The sequence below is a fragment of the Enterococcus sp. M-BR2 genome, assembly GCF_056612775.1.
The window spans coordinates 326,776-342,205 of the sequence record NZ_CM152743.1 but is presented as its reverse complement, the minus strand read 5'-3'; the positions used below and the strand labels follow the sequence as shown (position 1 = coordinate 342,205).

Here is a 15,430-nt window from a genome sequence, read left to right as displayed (position 1 = left end):
CCTATTCCCGAATAAACAGCAGAATCACAACTTCAGTTTAGAAAATCTCATTGTGGTTCGTATTTAACTCAGTGATTTTCCCTGTAGCCAAGTAGACGATCCATTCACAGATGTTTGTCACATAGTCTCCGATTCGTTCTAGATAACTGGCAACATTCAAATAGTCTGTTCCACTGATGACTGTTTCAGGATTTTCTTGCATGTTTTTGATGGTTGCATTATAGATTCGATTGAAATAGTCATTGACTCTTTGATCCATATTGGCGATCGTACGCGCGTCTTTTTCGTCTGTTTTGACATATGCAACTAGGACGTTGTCCACCATTTTTTTCACGTAATCGGACATATCGGAGATCTCTTTTTCGATTTCCGGTATTCTCGTCTGTCCTTTTACGCGGATTGTAGATTTAGCAACGGACACCGCATGATCGGCCATACGTTCTAAATCAGAGCTAGCTTTCATGACTGTAATAATCATACGCAAGTCAGTTGTAACTGGCTGTTGTAATGCAATCATTTCAAAACTTTTCTTCTCCAAACGCGTTTCCATATTATTGATATTTATATCGTTTTCGATAACTTCTTGGGCTAAGATTTTATCGTGTTTGATGTATGCACGAACTGACTTGTGCACAGCGCTGCTCACCATCATCCCCATTTCGTAGAACTGATTATGGAGATTCAGCAATTCTTCTTCAAATTGTGTACGTAGCATTCCGTTTCCTCCTTATCCAAATCGACCTGAAATATAATCTTCTGTCTCTTGTTTTTCTGGATTCATGAATATCTTCTTCGTATCGTTGTATTCGATCAAGTGACCATCTAAAAAGAATGCCGTCTTATCTGAAATACGTGAAGCTTGAGACATATTATGGGTCACGATGATCATCGTATACCGCTCTCTTAATTCTAACAGCATACTTTCGATTTTCCCAGTAGAAACAGGGTCAAGTGCACTTGTTGGTTCGTCCAATAAGATGATTTCGGGATTCACTGCCAAAACACGTGCGATACATACACGCTGCTGCTGCCCACCGGATAAAGACAAGGCACTTTTATGCAGTTTATCTTTCACATCCTCCCAAACGGACGCTGCCTTCAGACTTTCTTCCACTACTTGATCAAGGACTTTTTTATCTTTTTCACCTTTTAACTTCAATCCATAGATGACATTTTCATAAATAGAAAAAGGAAATGGATTTGGCTGTTGGAACACCATGCCGATTTCTTTTCTTAGTTCAACAACATCTGTTTTCGGACCATAGATGTCTTTGTCTTTATATAAAACACTTCCGGTGATCGTTACATTTGGAATCAGATCGTTCATTCGATTCAATGAACGTAGAAAGGTAGATTTCCCGCAACCAGAAGGACCGATCATCGCTGTGATTTCACCTTGATTGAAACTTAGATCAATTCCCTTTAGTGCTTCTTTCTTTCCATAATACAGATGAAGATCTTTGGATGAGATAATTTCTTTTGTCATGTTGAGGCCTCCGTCTTAACCAAAATGACCGGACACATAATCTTCGGTTGCCTGAATTTTTGGTCTGGTAAATATCTTGTTTGTTTTGTCATATTCCATTACTTTTCCTAGATAGAAAAAGGCAGTATAGTCGCTGATACGAGCTGCTTGTTGCATATTATGCGTCACGATAATGATCGTGTAGTCTTCTTTCAAGTTTACAAGTGTTTCTTCAACCGTTCCTGTCGAAATAGGATCCAAGGCACTTGCCGGCTCGTCTAACAGCAAGATATCGGGTTTCATCGCGATTGCACGAGCGATACACAAACGTTGCTGTTGTCCGCCAGATAAAGCCAAGGCACTTTTATCCAAGCTATCTTTTACTTGATCCCACAAAGCTGCTTGTTTCAAACTTGTTTCAACGATTTCATCTAATTTCTTTTTGTTTTTTTCACCATGCTGTTTCAAAGCAAAAGTTATATTGTCATAAATCGATTTGCTAAAAGGGTTGGGGCGTTGGAACACCATGCCGATCCGTTTACGCATTTCATAAACATCCACTTGAGGCGCATTGATATCCACGTCTTTATACATAATCTTTCCAGTAATTTTCGTATTAGCAATCCCATCATTCATACGATTCAAAGAACGAAGATACGTGGATTTTCCGCAGCCAGAGGGACCAATCAATGCAGTGATCTTATTTTTTTCGAATTCTAGATCCACTCCCTTGATTGCTTCATTGTCGCCATACCAAACATGCAGATCATTCGTATATAATGCAACTTCCTTATCTTTTGGCATGGTAATGACATTTGTTTCATTCCAATTATATTTTTTCATTTTACTTCTTCTCCTTAGGCTGAAGTCATTTTTCGGTATAATCGTTTGCCAATCGCACGAGCGCCGAAGTTGAACAATAAAACAGCAATGATCAACACGGCAGAAGCGCCAGCCGAAACAGAAACACCATCAGGCATCGTACCTTCCGTGTTGATCTTCCAAATATGGACAGCCAGTGTTTCAGCTTGGCGGAAAATGCTGATCGGACTAGAAACACTTAATGGATTCCAGTTCGTAAAATCTAATGCTGGCGCGCTTTGACCAGCTGTATAAATCAATGCGGCAGCTTCACCAAAAATTCTTCCTGAACTTAGGATCACACCAGTCAAAATTCCTGGTGTCGCTTCTGGAACAACCACTTTTATCACTGTTTCCCAGCGTGACAAACCTAACGCCAATCCAGCTTCTCGTTGTGTGTAATGGACCGCTTGTAAAGATTCCTCGACCGTTCGAGTCAAAAGAGGCAAGTTGAATACGGTCAAAGCTAATGCACCAGAAATGATTGAGAAACCATACTGGAATTGAATAACGAAAACCAAGAAACCGAATAAACCGACAACAACAGAAGGCAAAGAGCTCAAGATTTCGATAGACGTACGGATCACGTCTGTCAGCCAGTTTTTTCCGGCATATTCCGAAAGGTAGATACCCGCACCTAAAGAGATAGGAAAACTGATGATCATGGTAATCAACAGCAAATAAATCGAGTTAAATAATTGAATCCCGATCCCACCGCCTTCTTGGTAGGCTTTGGAAGGTTCAGTCAAGAATGACCATGAAATGTGCGGTATTCCTCGAACTAAGATATAAAGTAATAAAGCTGCTAAGATCAATACGATGATCCCTGAAACCACATATAGAACACCTGTAGCAATTTTATCTGAGCGTTTTGCGTTCATTATTTCAGCTCTCCTTTCTTCCCAATCATACGGATCACGATATTAAAGAATAATGACATCAATAGCAAGATCAGCGCTAATGACCATAACACATTATTTTCAACTGTTCCCATGATTGTATTTCCGATTCCCATTGTCAAGATGGACGTCAATGTAGAAGCAGGAGTAGTAAGTCCTGTTGGCATTAATGCCGCATTACCAATAACCATTTGGATAGCTAAGGCTTCACCAAACGCACGAGCCATACCAAAAACGACTGCTGTTAAAATCCCGGGCACTGCTGCTCGCAGCACCACTTTGTAGATTGTTTGCCATCTTGTGGCACCTAGCGCTAATGAAGCTTCCCGATAGTGTCGCGGCACTGCCTTTAATGCATCCACAGTCATCGTTGTGACAGTCGGTAAGATCATAACGAATAACACAAATGTACCAGCTAAGATACCGAACCCTGTCCCGCCAAAGATACTTCTGACAAAAGGCACGATAACAGATAAACCGATAAATCCGTAAACGACAGACGGAATACCTACAAGTAGCTCGATGACCGGTTGCAAGATCTTCGTTCCGTTTTTAGGAGAAATCTCCGTCATGAACACTGCTGCTCCAATAGCAAATGGTGTGGCAACAATAGCAGATAAAAAGGTCACAATAAATGAACCTGTGATCATAGGCAATGCCCCTACCATGGGTTTCCCATTTGCTCCGATTTGGCTTGGATTCCAATCTGTACCAAACAGAAAATCAAATACATTGATCTTATCAGTAAAAAAGGTGGCCAATCCTTTACTAGCGACAAAATAAAAAATAGATAATACAACCAACACGATCAGCGCGATACACAAAAAACTAATGAATTTTCCACGCTGTTCCATTTTGGAACGTTTTGATTTTGTTAATAATACTTTTTTCACATCTTCCACAGATGACTCCCCCTTAATCAGGTTTAACATACTCACTCAGTGTACAAATTGAACATCAATTTGGTTTTAATAACATGTAAAAGTTTAGCTAAGTTTGTAAATTTTGTGTAAAGATTACTCTTTAACAATGTTTCCTTGCCAATCACGTTCAACTTTCATATGTGAAACAGGGATATAGCCTAGCTGTCCGACAATATTATCTTGTACTTCATCCGATAAGATATAGTCTAAAAATTCTTTTGTCAGTTTTTTTGGATGATCTCTTGTGTACATATGCTCATATGCCCAAATCGTCCATTTGTTCGTTGTCACATTTTCATCTGTCGGTTCCACACCGTTAACATTCAACGTATCCACATCATCGGAAACGTAAGAAAAAGCAACATAGCTGATTGCTCCGGGTGTGTCTGCAACGATTTGGCGCACCATTCCGCTTGAATCTTGTTCCTGTGCCTGAACAGCTGTTTCTCCGTCCAACACCCATTTCTCAAACGTACTACGGGTCCCGCTTCCTGATGCACGGTTCAGTATAACTACTGGCTGATCTTTCCCACCGACTTCACTCCAGTTTTTGATCTCACCCGTAAATAATTTTTTCAGGTTCTCCATACTGATATCTTTTACGCCAATATCCTTGTTCACAATAGGAGTGATTCCAACAACTGCTACTCGATGATCGACTAATGCCGAAGCATCAATCCCTGATTTTTCTTCCGCGAACAAATCAGAATTTCCGATATCGACTGCTCCTGACTGTACTTGAGACAAACCAGTTCCGCTTCCGCCCCCTTGTACATTGATGAATTTTCCAGGATTTTCTGTCTGGTAGGTTTCAGCAACCGTTTCTACTAAAGGCTGTAAGGCAGAAGAGCCAACTGCAGTAATGGATTCTCCTCGATCAATCCACTTTGAACAGCCTGATAAAAGAATAGCTAATCCTATTATTGGTAAGAATAATTTTAGTTTTTTCATTAGAAATCTCCTTTAATCCTAAAGTATGTTTATTCTATCATTTTCGTTACTTGATGAAAACGAATCAAAATCATTAAATAACAAAATAAATTCTCATAATTGCAAAAAAAGCTATCTCATTAAAAGTTTCTATGCTATACTGGCTTTGAAATGTGTCTCTTTTAATAGCATATATTAGCTTATTTCTTGCTTTCCCCAAAAAACAAGAGATACCCCAAAGTTAATTTCGCTCATGCGAGACGCTTTCTCCATTTCTGACGTACTCTCAGAAATGGCCCCGAGAGAAAAGGACACGAGATCTCCATCTATTGATGGCTCTCCTGTCTTTTTTGTATTTTAAAGGAGCGGCGAAATCAGTCTTGCTAATCCTTCTTTCATCTTAATCATCATCCCTCGGTTTTCATACACTTCTTTTGTGAGATGCGTCGAAATCTTTGAATCTTCAAAGAATGCTTTTCTTACGCGAGAAGCCATTCGTTCATCATAGATCAGTGTATTGACCTCAAAATCCAATCTAAATGAGCGAACGTCGATATTAGCTGAACCAACGGAAACGATGCCGCCATCGATAATCATCGTCTTTGCATGGATAAATCCATTTTCATATGTTTCGATTCTTGCCCCATACTCGATCAGCTCTGCAGCGAAAGAATACGTTGCCCAGTAAACGAGAAGATGATCTGGTTTGTTAGGTATTTGGATATGGACTTTTACGCCTGAGAGAAGAGCCAACTTCAATGCCTCATGAATCGATCCATCCGGTATGTAATACGGCGTTTGGATCAATATCTCCCGTTTGGCTAACGAAATCATTTTCAAATATGTCATTTTGATTTGCTCATGTTCAGTATCTGGTCCGCTTGTCACGATTTGAACAGCCATATCACCTGTAGAATGAATGGACGGGAAAAATTCTGGTGAATAGCCTACTTCTTTTGTATGCTGAGAATTCCAGTCCATCAAAAAACGGTTTTGCAAGGTGTAAACCGCTTCTCCATAGATACGCAGATGATTGTCTCGCCAATAACCAAATTTCTTTACCAATCCTAGATATTCGTTTCCAACATTGAACCCACCTGTATATCCGATTTTCCCATCAATCACTACGATTTTACGATGATTGCGATAATTGATTCGAGGATTGATATACGGAACGAATAGAGGAAAGAAAAATGCGACTTCTCCGCCAGCTTTTTTTAAATTCTGAAAAAAACTAGAAGAAACTTGTGTGGAACCCCATGCATCAAGAAGGACTCTGACTTTTACTCCGCGTCTTGCTGCCTCTGTCAATGCCTCTCGAACTTCTTCACCTAATGCATCACTGCGGTAAATATAATATTGGAAATGGATATGGTCTTCTGCCTGTTTGATATCCTCGATCAGCGCATCGAATTTTTCACGACCATCTGTAAATAAAGTGATTTCATTTTTAGTCGTATAAAGCGTACTTTCAAATACAGTAAGCATATAGATCAATTGTTTCACATCTACTTGTCCAGTAGGCGGATGAGGGTAAAGTCCTCGCATCAATGCCTGTTTGTCTTCTTCGATTTCTAGATTCTTACCGATTTTCCCTTGGATCTTCAAATCAAAGATTTTCTCTTTGGAAATCCCTCTTCCTAAAAAAATATATAAAATAAATCCTACAACTGGAATGAACATCAAAACGAGCAGCCATGCCCATGTTTGCGCGGTTTCCTTTCTTTCTCGAAAAACGATAATAAAGGAAAGCAAAATATTCATAATCAAAAGGATCGTAAAAAAATTGTCAACGATAATTTTCACGGCTTCACCTCTTTTTCTACCAACTTAAGAATACCCAAGTTGTTTTTTAAAGTAAAGGGAAAAAAGCCACCCCATTTACTCCACTTAGCCAATAAAAAAAGAAAGCTGGAACGAAATCGTCCAACTTTCTGATTATATTTATCTTGTGGCACTAGAATTTCAAGAAACGTCTCATAGAGATGATCGAGCCGAGTGAACCAATGATCACACCAATACCGACCATCAAAAGATTGATTTTCCAAACGATATTTTCTGGATGGATCAATGAATAATGAGATCGTAATAATGACGGATTGATCAATTGGTAAAACCATGCGTAACCAAATGTAATGATCAGTATCGGAAGAATGGCACCGATTAAGCCGATCCAACCACCTTCAAGGAAAAATGGCCAGCGGATATATCCATTTTTTGCCCCTACTAAACGCATGATTTGAATTTCACGCTGTCTAGATAAAATCGTGATCCGAATCGTGTTAGAAATGAGAAACATTGCTACAAACAACAGCAAGGCCGCCGCAACTAATCCCCATGTTCGAACTGCACCAGCAATTTGGAAAATCCGATCTGAGGAAGCCCCACCGTAATCAGAACGGGAAACATTCTTCAAATCTGCCGCTTTTTCTGCTACTTGTTTTGTATAAGAAGGATCGGTAGCACTTACTACGTATACATCATATAACGGGTTATTATCCCCTTCAAACAATTTCCAAGAATCGCCCATTTCGTTTTGGATTTTCTTCAATTCCTGTTCTTTGCTTGAAAATTCGACTTTTTTGACATGATCTAAGTCATTTAATTCTTTTTCTAGTTTTTTCATCTCTTCGTCTTTTGTACCAATGTCTACGAACACAGATACATCCACGTTTCCTTCTATATCTTGTGCTAGTTTGGTTGCGTTCATGATGACCGCCATGAACACACCAACTAAAGTCAACGTGATCGTTACCGCACTGACCGAAGCTACTGTCATCCAGCCGTTACGTTTCAAACTCTTGATACTTTCTAATAAATGGCGGAAAAAGGTTCTAATCATCGTATCCATATTCCCCTTCCGCTTGGTCTCGAATAATGCGGCCGTTTTCGATAGCAATTACTCGGTGTCGAATCGTATTTACGATCGTACTGTTATGTGTAGCCATCACGACAGTTGTTCCTTGTGCATTGATCCGATCTAATAGTTTCATGATTTCCCATGAGTTTTCCGGATCTAGATTCCCTGTCGGTTCATCCGCGATAAGTACTTTAGGTGTATTTACGATTGCTCGGGCAATAGAAACACGTTGTTGTTCCCCACCAGATAATTCGCTAGGAAAGACTCTGACTTTGTGTTTCAAACCAACAAGATCCAGCACTTCCATTACTCGTTTTTTGATATCCCGAGGTTTTCTGCCGATAACTTGCATGGCGTACGCAACATTTTCATATACTGTTTTTCTTGGTAATAATTTATAGTCTTGGAACACCACGCCGATTTCTCTGCGTAGATAAGGAACTTCGCGGTTTTTGATGGCTATTAGATCATGACCTGCGACGTTCAAAGTTCCTTTTGAAGCTTTTTCTTCTCGATACATCAATTTGATGAATGTAGATTTACCAGCTCCAGACGGACCAACAACATACACAAACTCTCCTTGTTCGATGACAATCGAGAGATTGCGGATAGCAGTGGTACCGTTTGAGTACTTCTTCATTACATCCTTCATTTCAATCATGGCGTTCTCTCCATATCTTTTTCAGTCTTTAGCTATTATAGCATGGCAATGTTTCAACTTGCTTGCAAAATCTTACAATTTTATTTCAATTTAACAAAGGGCTCTTATTGCAGATGCATTTTCAAATAGCCGTCAATAAATAAATCAAGATCTCCGTCCATAACAGCTTGGACATTTCCTGTCTCTACGTTTGTCCGATGGTCTTTTACCATAGAATATGGATGGAAAACATAAGAACGGATCTGTGATCCCCAGCCGATTTCTTTTTGTTCTCCTCTCAGTGCAGCTGCTTCTTGTTCTTTCTTTTCCACTTCTAATTGGTAAAGCTTAGCTTTCAGCATCCCCATCGCTTGTTCCCGGTTTTTCAATTGTGAACGTTGTGCCTGACTCGCTACTACTGTTCCTGTAGGCAAGTGAGTGATTCGTACAGCGGATTCTGTCTTATTGATGTGCTGACCACCTGCACCACTTGCCCGATATGTGTCGATCTTCAAATCATCTGGATTGATTTCTATATCGATCGTTTCATCAAGCTCTGGCATCACATCTACCGAACAAAAAGAAGTATGACGACGTTTTGCTGAGTCAAAAGGCGAGATACGTACAAGGCGATGAACACCTTTTTCTGATTTCAGATAGCCAAATGCGTTGTGTCCTTTGATCAGTAGGGTCACACTCTTGATTCCTGCTTCATCGCCTGCTTGATAATCTAGTGTCTCTACTTGATACCCATGCTGCTCTGCCCAGCGTGTATACATGCGTAAAAGCATGCTGCCCCAGTCTTGGGACTCCGTTCCGCCAGCCCCTGGATGCAATTCGACGATGGCGTTGTTTCGATCATAAGGACCATCTAACAACATAGATAATTCATACGTATTCATTTTTTCATCTAGCGCATTGATACGTGCTTCTGCTTCTTCTTGCATTACTGCATCAGGTTCTTCCTGCAACATCTCCACCATCAATTCGATTTCTTCCAGTTCTTCAGCAAGAGAATGGAATTGATCATAAGTTTCTTTATTTGCATTGTTTTCACTGATCACTTTTTGAGCAGCTTCGCTATCATCCCAAAAACCAGGTTCAGCCATTTTTGCTTCTGCTTCCGCAATGTCTTCTTCCAGCTGGTCTAAGTCAAAGAGACCTCCTGAAGCTTGTGACCTTTTCCTGCATTTCTGTCAGGAGATTTCGAATTTCGGATATTTCCATGTTTTTTTCCTTCTTTCACTATACTTTTTTTATTATATCTAGTCTAACAGAATCGTCAAATAACAGAAAGAAGGTGAGACAAATTCTTTAAAAAAGAATTTGTCTCACCAATCCTGCTGTCAGAAATTAGTTTGCATCTTTTCCGTGACAGTTCTTATATTTTTTCCCGCTTCCACAAGGACAAGGATCATTTCTACCAACCTTGTTCACATGGATTGGTTGTTTTTTCGCGCTAGTATTACTGTTTTCTTTGGCATCTCCATCTTCTGAGTGAGAAGCTGTTCCTTGAGAAACTTGCTCACGTTGTACGTTTTGACGGATCTCAGCTTTCATGAAGATACGAGTGACTTCATATTCAATGGCACCTACCATATCTTCGAACATCTTATAACCTTCTGTTTGGTATTCGACTAATGGATTGTTTTGACCATAGGCACGCAAGCCGATTGACTGACGTAATTGGTCCATTGCATCAATATGATCTGTCCATTTAGAGTCCACGACACGTAAGATCACGACTTTTTCAAATTCAAGCAGTTGCTCTGGTCCGTTCAATTGAGCTGCTTTGGTATTGAATACTTCTTGTGCTCGTTCGTTTAGATATTCTTTGATTTCTTGAGAGGTTTTTCCTTCGATATCTGTAAGGGAAATACTGTCTTCATGGACAAGCGTGCTGCCAGCAAAATCGACGATACTTTCCAAATTCCAATTTTCTTTTTCTAATTGCGTATGCGCATCTACCACACGACTGATTGTCCGTTTGACCATATTCATCAGTGGTTTAGATAAGCTTTTTTCTTCCATGATCACTTCTTGACGCTGTTTATAGATTACTTCACGTTGCTCACGCATCACGTCATCGTATTGCAAGACGTTCTTACGTGTGTCGTAGTTGTTTCCTTCTACGCGTTTTTGTGCAGCTTCTACTTGTTTCGTCAGCATCTTGCTTTGGATCACAGCATCTTCGTCACCGATCTTCATTCGATCTAAGAAAGCTTTGATTCGTTCTGAACCGAATCGTTTCATCAAATCATCTTCTAAAGACAAGTAGAATTGTGACATACCAGGGTCTCCTTGACGTCCTGCACGTCCTCGAAGCTGGTTATCGATACGACGAGATTCATGTCGTTCTGTCCCGATAACTGCTAGGCCACCAAGTTCTCTTACGCCAAGCCCTAGTTTGATATCTGTTCCCCGACCAGCCATGTTGGTAGCAATCGTCACTGCACCTTTTTGACCCGCATTCATGATGATTTCTGCTTCTTTAAAGTGATTTTTCGCATTCAGTACTTCATGAGGAATACGTTCTTGATTCAGCATATCTGATAATAACTCAGATGTTTCAACCGCAACAGTTCCGACTAAGACAGGCTGTCCTTTGCGGTAGCGATCTTTGATATCTTGTACGACAGCATGGAACTTGCTTTGTAATGTTGGGTAAAGCAAATCTGGTCGATCGTCACGGATGACCGGACGGTTTGTCGGAATCTGGTATACTTGAATATTATAAATCTCTCTGAACTCTTCTTCTTCTGTCTTAGCTGTACCAGTCATCCCCGCAAGTTTCTTGTACATACGGAAATAGTTCTGGAAAGTGATCGTCGCCATCGTTTTCGTTTCGTCTTCGATCTCTACGCCTTCTTTAGCTTCGATCGCTTGATGAAGACCATCTGAATAACGGCGTCCATCCATGATCCGACCCGTAAATTGGTCAACAATCAATACTTTTCCATCTTGAACAACATAATCGATGTCTAAAAGCATGATGTAGTTGGCTCTCAATGCTTGATCCAAGTGATGGGTCAATGCAGTATTTTCAATGTCATATAAGTTGTCCAAACCGAATGTTTCTTCAGCTTTTTCGATCCCTGCTTCAGTTAAACTGATTGTTTTTGATTGTATATCGATTTTGTAATCTTCTTCTTCTTTCAAACGTTTTACGAAGTTGTCTGCTCTTGTATATAAAGCTGTTGATTTTTCTGCTTGCCCTGAAATGATCAGCGGCGTTCTCGCTTCATCAATCAAGATCGAGTCAACTTCATCGACAATGGCATAATTCAGCGGACGTTGTACCATTTGATGACGGTAAACGACCATGTTGTCTCTCAAATAGTCAAATCCTAATTCATTATTCGTGCTATAAGTGATATCGCAATTATAAGCCTCGCGTTTTTCATCCGAAGATTTTGAGTTGATATTCAACCCAACTGTCAATCCTAAGAAATTATAAAGCTCGCCCATTTCCGTCGAGTCACGGGTTGCTAAATATTCATTGACGGTAACTACGTGGACCCCTTCGCCAGTCAACGCATTCAGATACACCGGCATCGTTGCAGTCAAGGTTTTACCTTCACCAGTACGCATTTCAGGGATATTCCCATCGTGAAGCACGATCCCACCCATCAATTGTACGTGGTATGGATATAACCCCAATACACGTTTTGCTGCTTCCCGAACGACTGCAAAAGCTTCCGGAAGTAATTGATCTAATGTTTCTCCTTTTTGGTATCTGCTCTTGAATTCAGCAGTTTTTGCTTGTAATTGTTCATCAGTTAATGCTGCCATTTGGTCAGCGTATGATTCAACTTTTTTTGCAATGCTATCTAAACGTTTTAGTTCTTTCTTATCATTTTCGATAAGTGAACGAATCAAATTGGCCATGCGTTGTGTAATCTCCTTTTCCTTCTGTGTATTATCCAGACTATGTAGACTCTACTTTTTATTTTATCATTAGTTATAGATAATTGAAATATCTTAATCGTATTAAAGTAAGAACTTCATAATTTATTCATATTTTAACTAAAAAAGAGACGAACTCAAAAAAACTTGCGGCAGCTATTGACAGCTGCTGCAAGTTTTTGATGTTATTTAAGTATGGATGATCAGTCTGTTTCGATCAATCCGTATTTTCCATCTTTTCGGCGGTAAACGATACTTGTACCATTTGTTTCTGCATCTTCAAAAATAAAGAAGTTATGTCCTAGCATGTTCATTTGTAAGACTGCTTCTTCACTGTCCATTGGTTTCAATGAAAGGCGTTTTGTACGTACGATATCTAATTCAGAATCGTTTTCGTTTTCTTCCTCTCCATTGAATAAAACAGCAGCATCTGCAGTATTCATGCCCGTTTCACGGGATTTACGATTGATTTTTGTTTTGAATTTGCGGATTTGGCGTTCCAATTTGTCAACAACCAAATCGATACTTGCGTATAGATCTGGAGAAGTTTCTTCGGCACGTAATACAAGATAAGGTAATGGGATCGTTACTTCCACTTTTGCTGTTTTTTCTGTATAAACTTTTAAGTTCACATGCGCCGTAGCGTCGGGTGCGTCACTGAAATAGCGTTCTAATTTGCCTACTTTTTTCTCAACGTAGTCGCGAATCGCTTCAGTTACTTCGATATTTTCGCCGCGTACATTATATCTAAACATAAAAATTACCCCTTTCGTCTACCACAATCAAGAAGGAGAAGGACCACTCTTTCCCTCTTCTTAATTCTATTATATCGAACTCTAAGTTATTTGCAAATTAAATCGCTATCAAATTTCCACATCTGATTCATCTTGCCAAAGAAATGGTTCGGATGATTTTTGGCTGTGCGGTCTGCAAGCAATCTGCTGCATGAAAAAGTGTCTGACCTGTTGTATAGACATCGTCAATAATCAATATTTTTTTATGTTGTATCTTAGAAAGAGGTACAGCAAGCTCAAAAGGATGAGGCATCTCCAATCTTTCCTTTCGCGTGTTTTTTGCTTGAGCAAGCAGATGTTGCTCTCTTTTGAGCAGCATCTGAAAAGGAATTTCTGCTGCTTTCAACATCTCGCTTACTTGATTGAATCCTCTTTCTAGCCACCTTTTTTCAGATAAAGGTATTGGACAATAAATATATGCCGGGTAATCTTTTTTTATCTGAGTCCATTTATATGCAAAAGTCCCTGCTAATCGGATGTCTCCCATAAACTTGTACCGATTGATCCAAGCCTGCATCTTTTCATCGTACGTAAAAAAGGCGCGGTGTTGAAAATCATATGCAGGATATTTCTTCTTCCATTCTTGACAGTCGTTGCAGAAAACGAAACTAGTCTTTGCTTTCTTTTTCGTCTCCTCGTATGTCAAATGGATTGGTTTTTGACAACCTGCACAACCTTTTGCTTCCAATAAATGGAATTGTGCGCGGCAAACTGAACAGGTCTGAGGAAGTCTATATTTCGACACACCGATGATCTCGCTGAATGTTAAATTTTGGATGATGTCTTTACTGCAGCAACTACATCTCACAGCATCTTCTTCCCTTCTTCGTTCATTTCTTTGATTTCCTGACAGGCTTTTCGAATAGCTGAAGTTTTTTCTTCATAGAAAAAATAGACTCGACTGTTCGTATAAGGACCTTTACGATCAGCTCTTCCTGCGATTTGCACCAAAGAGGATTTAGTAAAAACTGGATGATCTGCTCCTAAAACGATGACAGAGATTCTTTCAAATGTGACTCCTCGTTCTAGGATCATCGTGGTTAACAGTATCTCGTATGTTGCTTCTCGCATTTTCTGAACTTTCTTTGCCCGTTGATCGTCTCGTGAAGAAACATCTGTTATCTCATATTCTGGAAAAGCTTCTTGCAGTGTGACTTTTAAACGATGCATCATCGTAATACTTGGACAAAATAAAAGGATATGGTTTTCTTTGATTAGTTGCTGAATGATCCGCACCAAAGAGTTGATTTTCTTTTTGTTCCCACATTTTTGTCGCCAATTATTCATGAAAACAAGTACGGGTTCAGGAAGCAAGCGCCGATGAAAGCGCAAGGCAAGTTTGTGGATCTCAAATGTCTGCTTGATTTCCTTTAGTAACTTTTCATCAGGCGTGGCGCTTAAGTAGATGAATCGACCGTCTGATTTGATTGCTGTTTGCACAGCGTGAGCTAGCCCAGCATCCCCGCTATAAGGAAAAGCATCAATCTCATCAATTACTAATAAGTCAAAGGATCGATAAAAACGATATAGTTGATGAATCGTACAGATAACAAAAGAACTAAAGGTATAAGCTGTTGTTGTATTCCCATGGAGTAACATGATTGTTTCTTCTGGAAAAACAGGACGATAACGTAAAAACAATTCATTACAAACGTCGATTCGCGGTGTACAAATGGCTACTCTTCCTCCAGCTTTTAACGTTTTCACTAAAATCGGATAAAGCATTTCTGTTTTTCCTGCACCTGTTACTGCCCAAATAAGATGGTGTCTTTTTTCTGAATGATAAAGTATCCTATCTGCGATTTCCGTTTGTTTTTCAGTAAGCTGTCCTGTCCAAGAAAAGACGACTTCTCGAGATTCTGCTTTTGGCTGATCAAATAAATATAACTCTTGTTGACTGTCGCATCGCCCTAAAGACAGGCAATGTATGCAAAAATAGCCATAGTCTGCAAGCTGTCCCTCAAAGAAAGGCGTTTTCACTCCACAACGATGACAAAGAATCCTGTTACCTAAACGTTCTACTGCTGCGATCTTCTTATAATTTGGTAAGTTTCCCTCCTCACAATCCATTGCTTCAATCTCTCTTGTAAGAAGCCTTCTGCCCCAAAAATGATTCATATCATTCGCCTTAAAAAAAATATACGAAAAAACA

The 15,430-nt window shown here is 39.7% G+C and carries 14 protein-coding genes; all 14 read right to left on the bottom strand.

Going from position 1 to position 15,430, the window contains the following annotated elements:
* Positions 1 to 37: 37 nt before the first annotated feature.
* The gene (gene phoU / locus AC1F25_RS01650; RefSeq protein ID WP_002289490.1) at positions 38 to 715 is read right to left on the bottom strand and encodes a phosphate signaling complex protein PhoU; all 678 of its coding nucleotides are present in this window, start codon (positions 713 to 715) and stop codon (positions 38 to 40) included.
* 12 nt (positions 716 to 727) lie between these two features.
* On the bottom strand, positions 728 to 1,486 hold the full coding sequence (gene pstB / locus AC1F25_RS01645) for a phosphate ABC transporter ATP-binding protein PstB (protein ID WP_479994191.1): 759 nt from the start codon (positions 1,484 to 1,486) through the stop codon (positions 728 to 730).
* Between the two features lie 15 nt (positions 1,487 to 1,501).
* The gene (gene pstB, locus AC1F25_RS01640; protein WP_002308601.1) at positions 1,502 to 2,308 is read right to left on the bottom strand and encodes a phosphate ABC transporter ATP-binding protein PstB; all 807 of its coding nucleotides are present in this window, start codon (positions 2,306 to 2,308) and stop codon (positions 1,502 to 1,504) included.
* A gap of 14 nt (positions 2,309 to 2,322) precedes the next feature.
* The gene (gene pstA / locus AC1F25_RS01635; RefSeq protein ID WP_002292759.1) at positions 2,323 to 3,207 is read right to left on the bottom strand and encodes a phosphate ABC transporter permease PstA; all 885 of its coding nucleotides are present in this window, start codon (positions 3,205 to 3,207) and stop codon (positions 2,323 to 2,325) included.
* Complete coding sequence (gene pstC, locus AC1F25_RS01630; protein ID WP_002292761.1) at positions 3,207 to 4,127, bottom strand: phosphate ABC transporter permease subunit PstC; 921 nt, start codon at positions 4,125 to 4,127, stop codon at positions 3,207 to 3,209. The genes pstA and pstC overlap by 1 nt, the downstream gene beginning before the upstream one ends.
* 114 nt (positions 4,128 to 4,241) lie before the next feature.
* Positions 4,242 to 5,099 carry a phosphate ABC transporter substrate-binding protein PstS gene (locus tag AC1F25_RS01625; RefSeq protein WP_081185546.1) on the bottom strand — a complete coding sequence of 286 codons (858 nt, stop codon included), beginning with the start codon at positions 5,097 to 5,099 and terminating at the stop codon, positions 4,242 to 4,244.
* 336 nt (positions 5,100 to 5,435) lie between these two features.
* Positions 5,436 to 6,884, bottom strand: a complete 1,449-nt coding sequence (gene cls, locus AC1F25_RS01620; protein WP_002292766.1) for a cardiolipin synthase — start codon at positions 6,882 to 6,884, stop codon at positions 5,436 to 5,438.
* 151 nt (positions 6,885 to 7,035) lie between these two features.
* Positions 7,036 to 7,920 (bottom strand): permease-like cell division protein FtsX, encoded by an 885-nt coding sequence (gene ftsX, locus AC1F25_RS01615; protein ID WP_002292767.1) that lies wholly within the window; start codon positions 7,918 to 7,920, stop codon positions 7,036 to 7,038.
* On the bottom strand, positions 7,913 to 8,599 hold the full coding sequence (ftsE, locus tag AC1F25_RS01610) for a cell division ATP-binding protein FtsE (protein ID WP_002292768.1): 687 nt from the start codon (positions 8,597 to 8,599) through the stop codon (positions 7,913 to 7,915). The genes ftsX and ftsE overlap by 8 nt, the downstream gene beginning before the upstream one ends.
* Before the next feature lie 104 nt (positions 8,600 to 8,703).
* Positions 8,704 to 9,805 (bottom strand): peptide chain release factor 2 gene (prfB, locus tag AC1F25_RS01605; RefSeq protein ID WP_099098328.1). Its coding sequence is split into 2 segments (ribosomal slippage): positions 8,704 to 9,732 and positions 9,734 to 9,805, totalling 1,101 coding nucleotides; the frame shifts between segments, so codons are not numbered across the junction.
* A gap of 126 nt (positions 9,806 to 9,931) precedes the next feature.
* Positions 9,932 to 12,466 carry a preprotein translocase subunit SecA gene (gene secA, locus AC1F25_RS01600; protein WP_002308589.1) on the bottom strand — a complete coding sequence of 845 codons (2,535 nt, stop codon included), beginning with the start codon at positions 12,464 to 12,466 and terminating at the stop codon, positions 9,932 to 9,934.
* 221 nt (positions 12,467 to 12,687) lie between these two features.
* The gene (gene hpf, locus AC1F25_RS01595; RefSeq protein ID WP_002292771.1) at positions 12,688 to 13,239 is read right to left on the bottom strand and encodes a ribosome hibernation-promoting factor, HPF/YfiA family; all 552 of its coding nucleotides are present in this window, start codon (positions 13,237 to 13,239) and stop codon (positions 12,688 to 12,690) included.
* 127 nt (positions 13,240 to 13,366) lie between these two features.
* Complete coding sequence (locus AC1F25_RS01590) at positions 13,367 to 14,086, bottom strand: ComF family protein (protein WP_479994190.1); 720 nt, start codon at positions 14,084 to 14,086, stop codon at positions 13,367 to 13,369.
* Entirely contained in the window at positions 14,083 to 15,396 is a 1,314-nt protein-coding gene (locus tag AC1F25_RS01585) for a DEAD/DEAH box helicase family protein (protein ID WP_277892224.1), read from the bottom strand. Before AC1F25_RS01585 ends, AC1F25_RS01590 begins: the two co-directional genes overlap by 4 nt.
* Between the last annotated feature and the right edge of the window lie 34 nt (positions 15,397 to 15,430).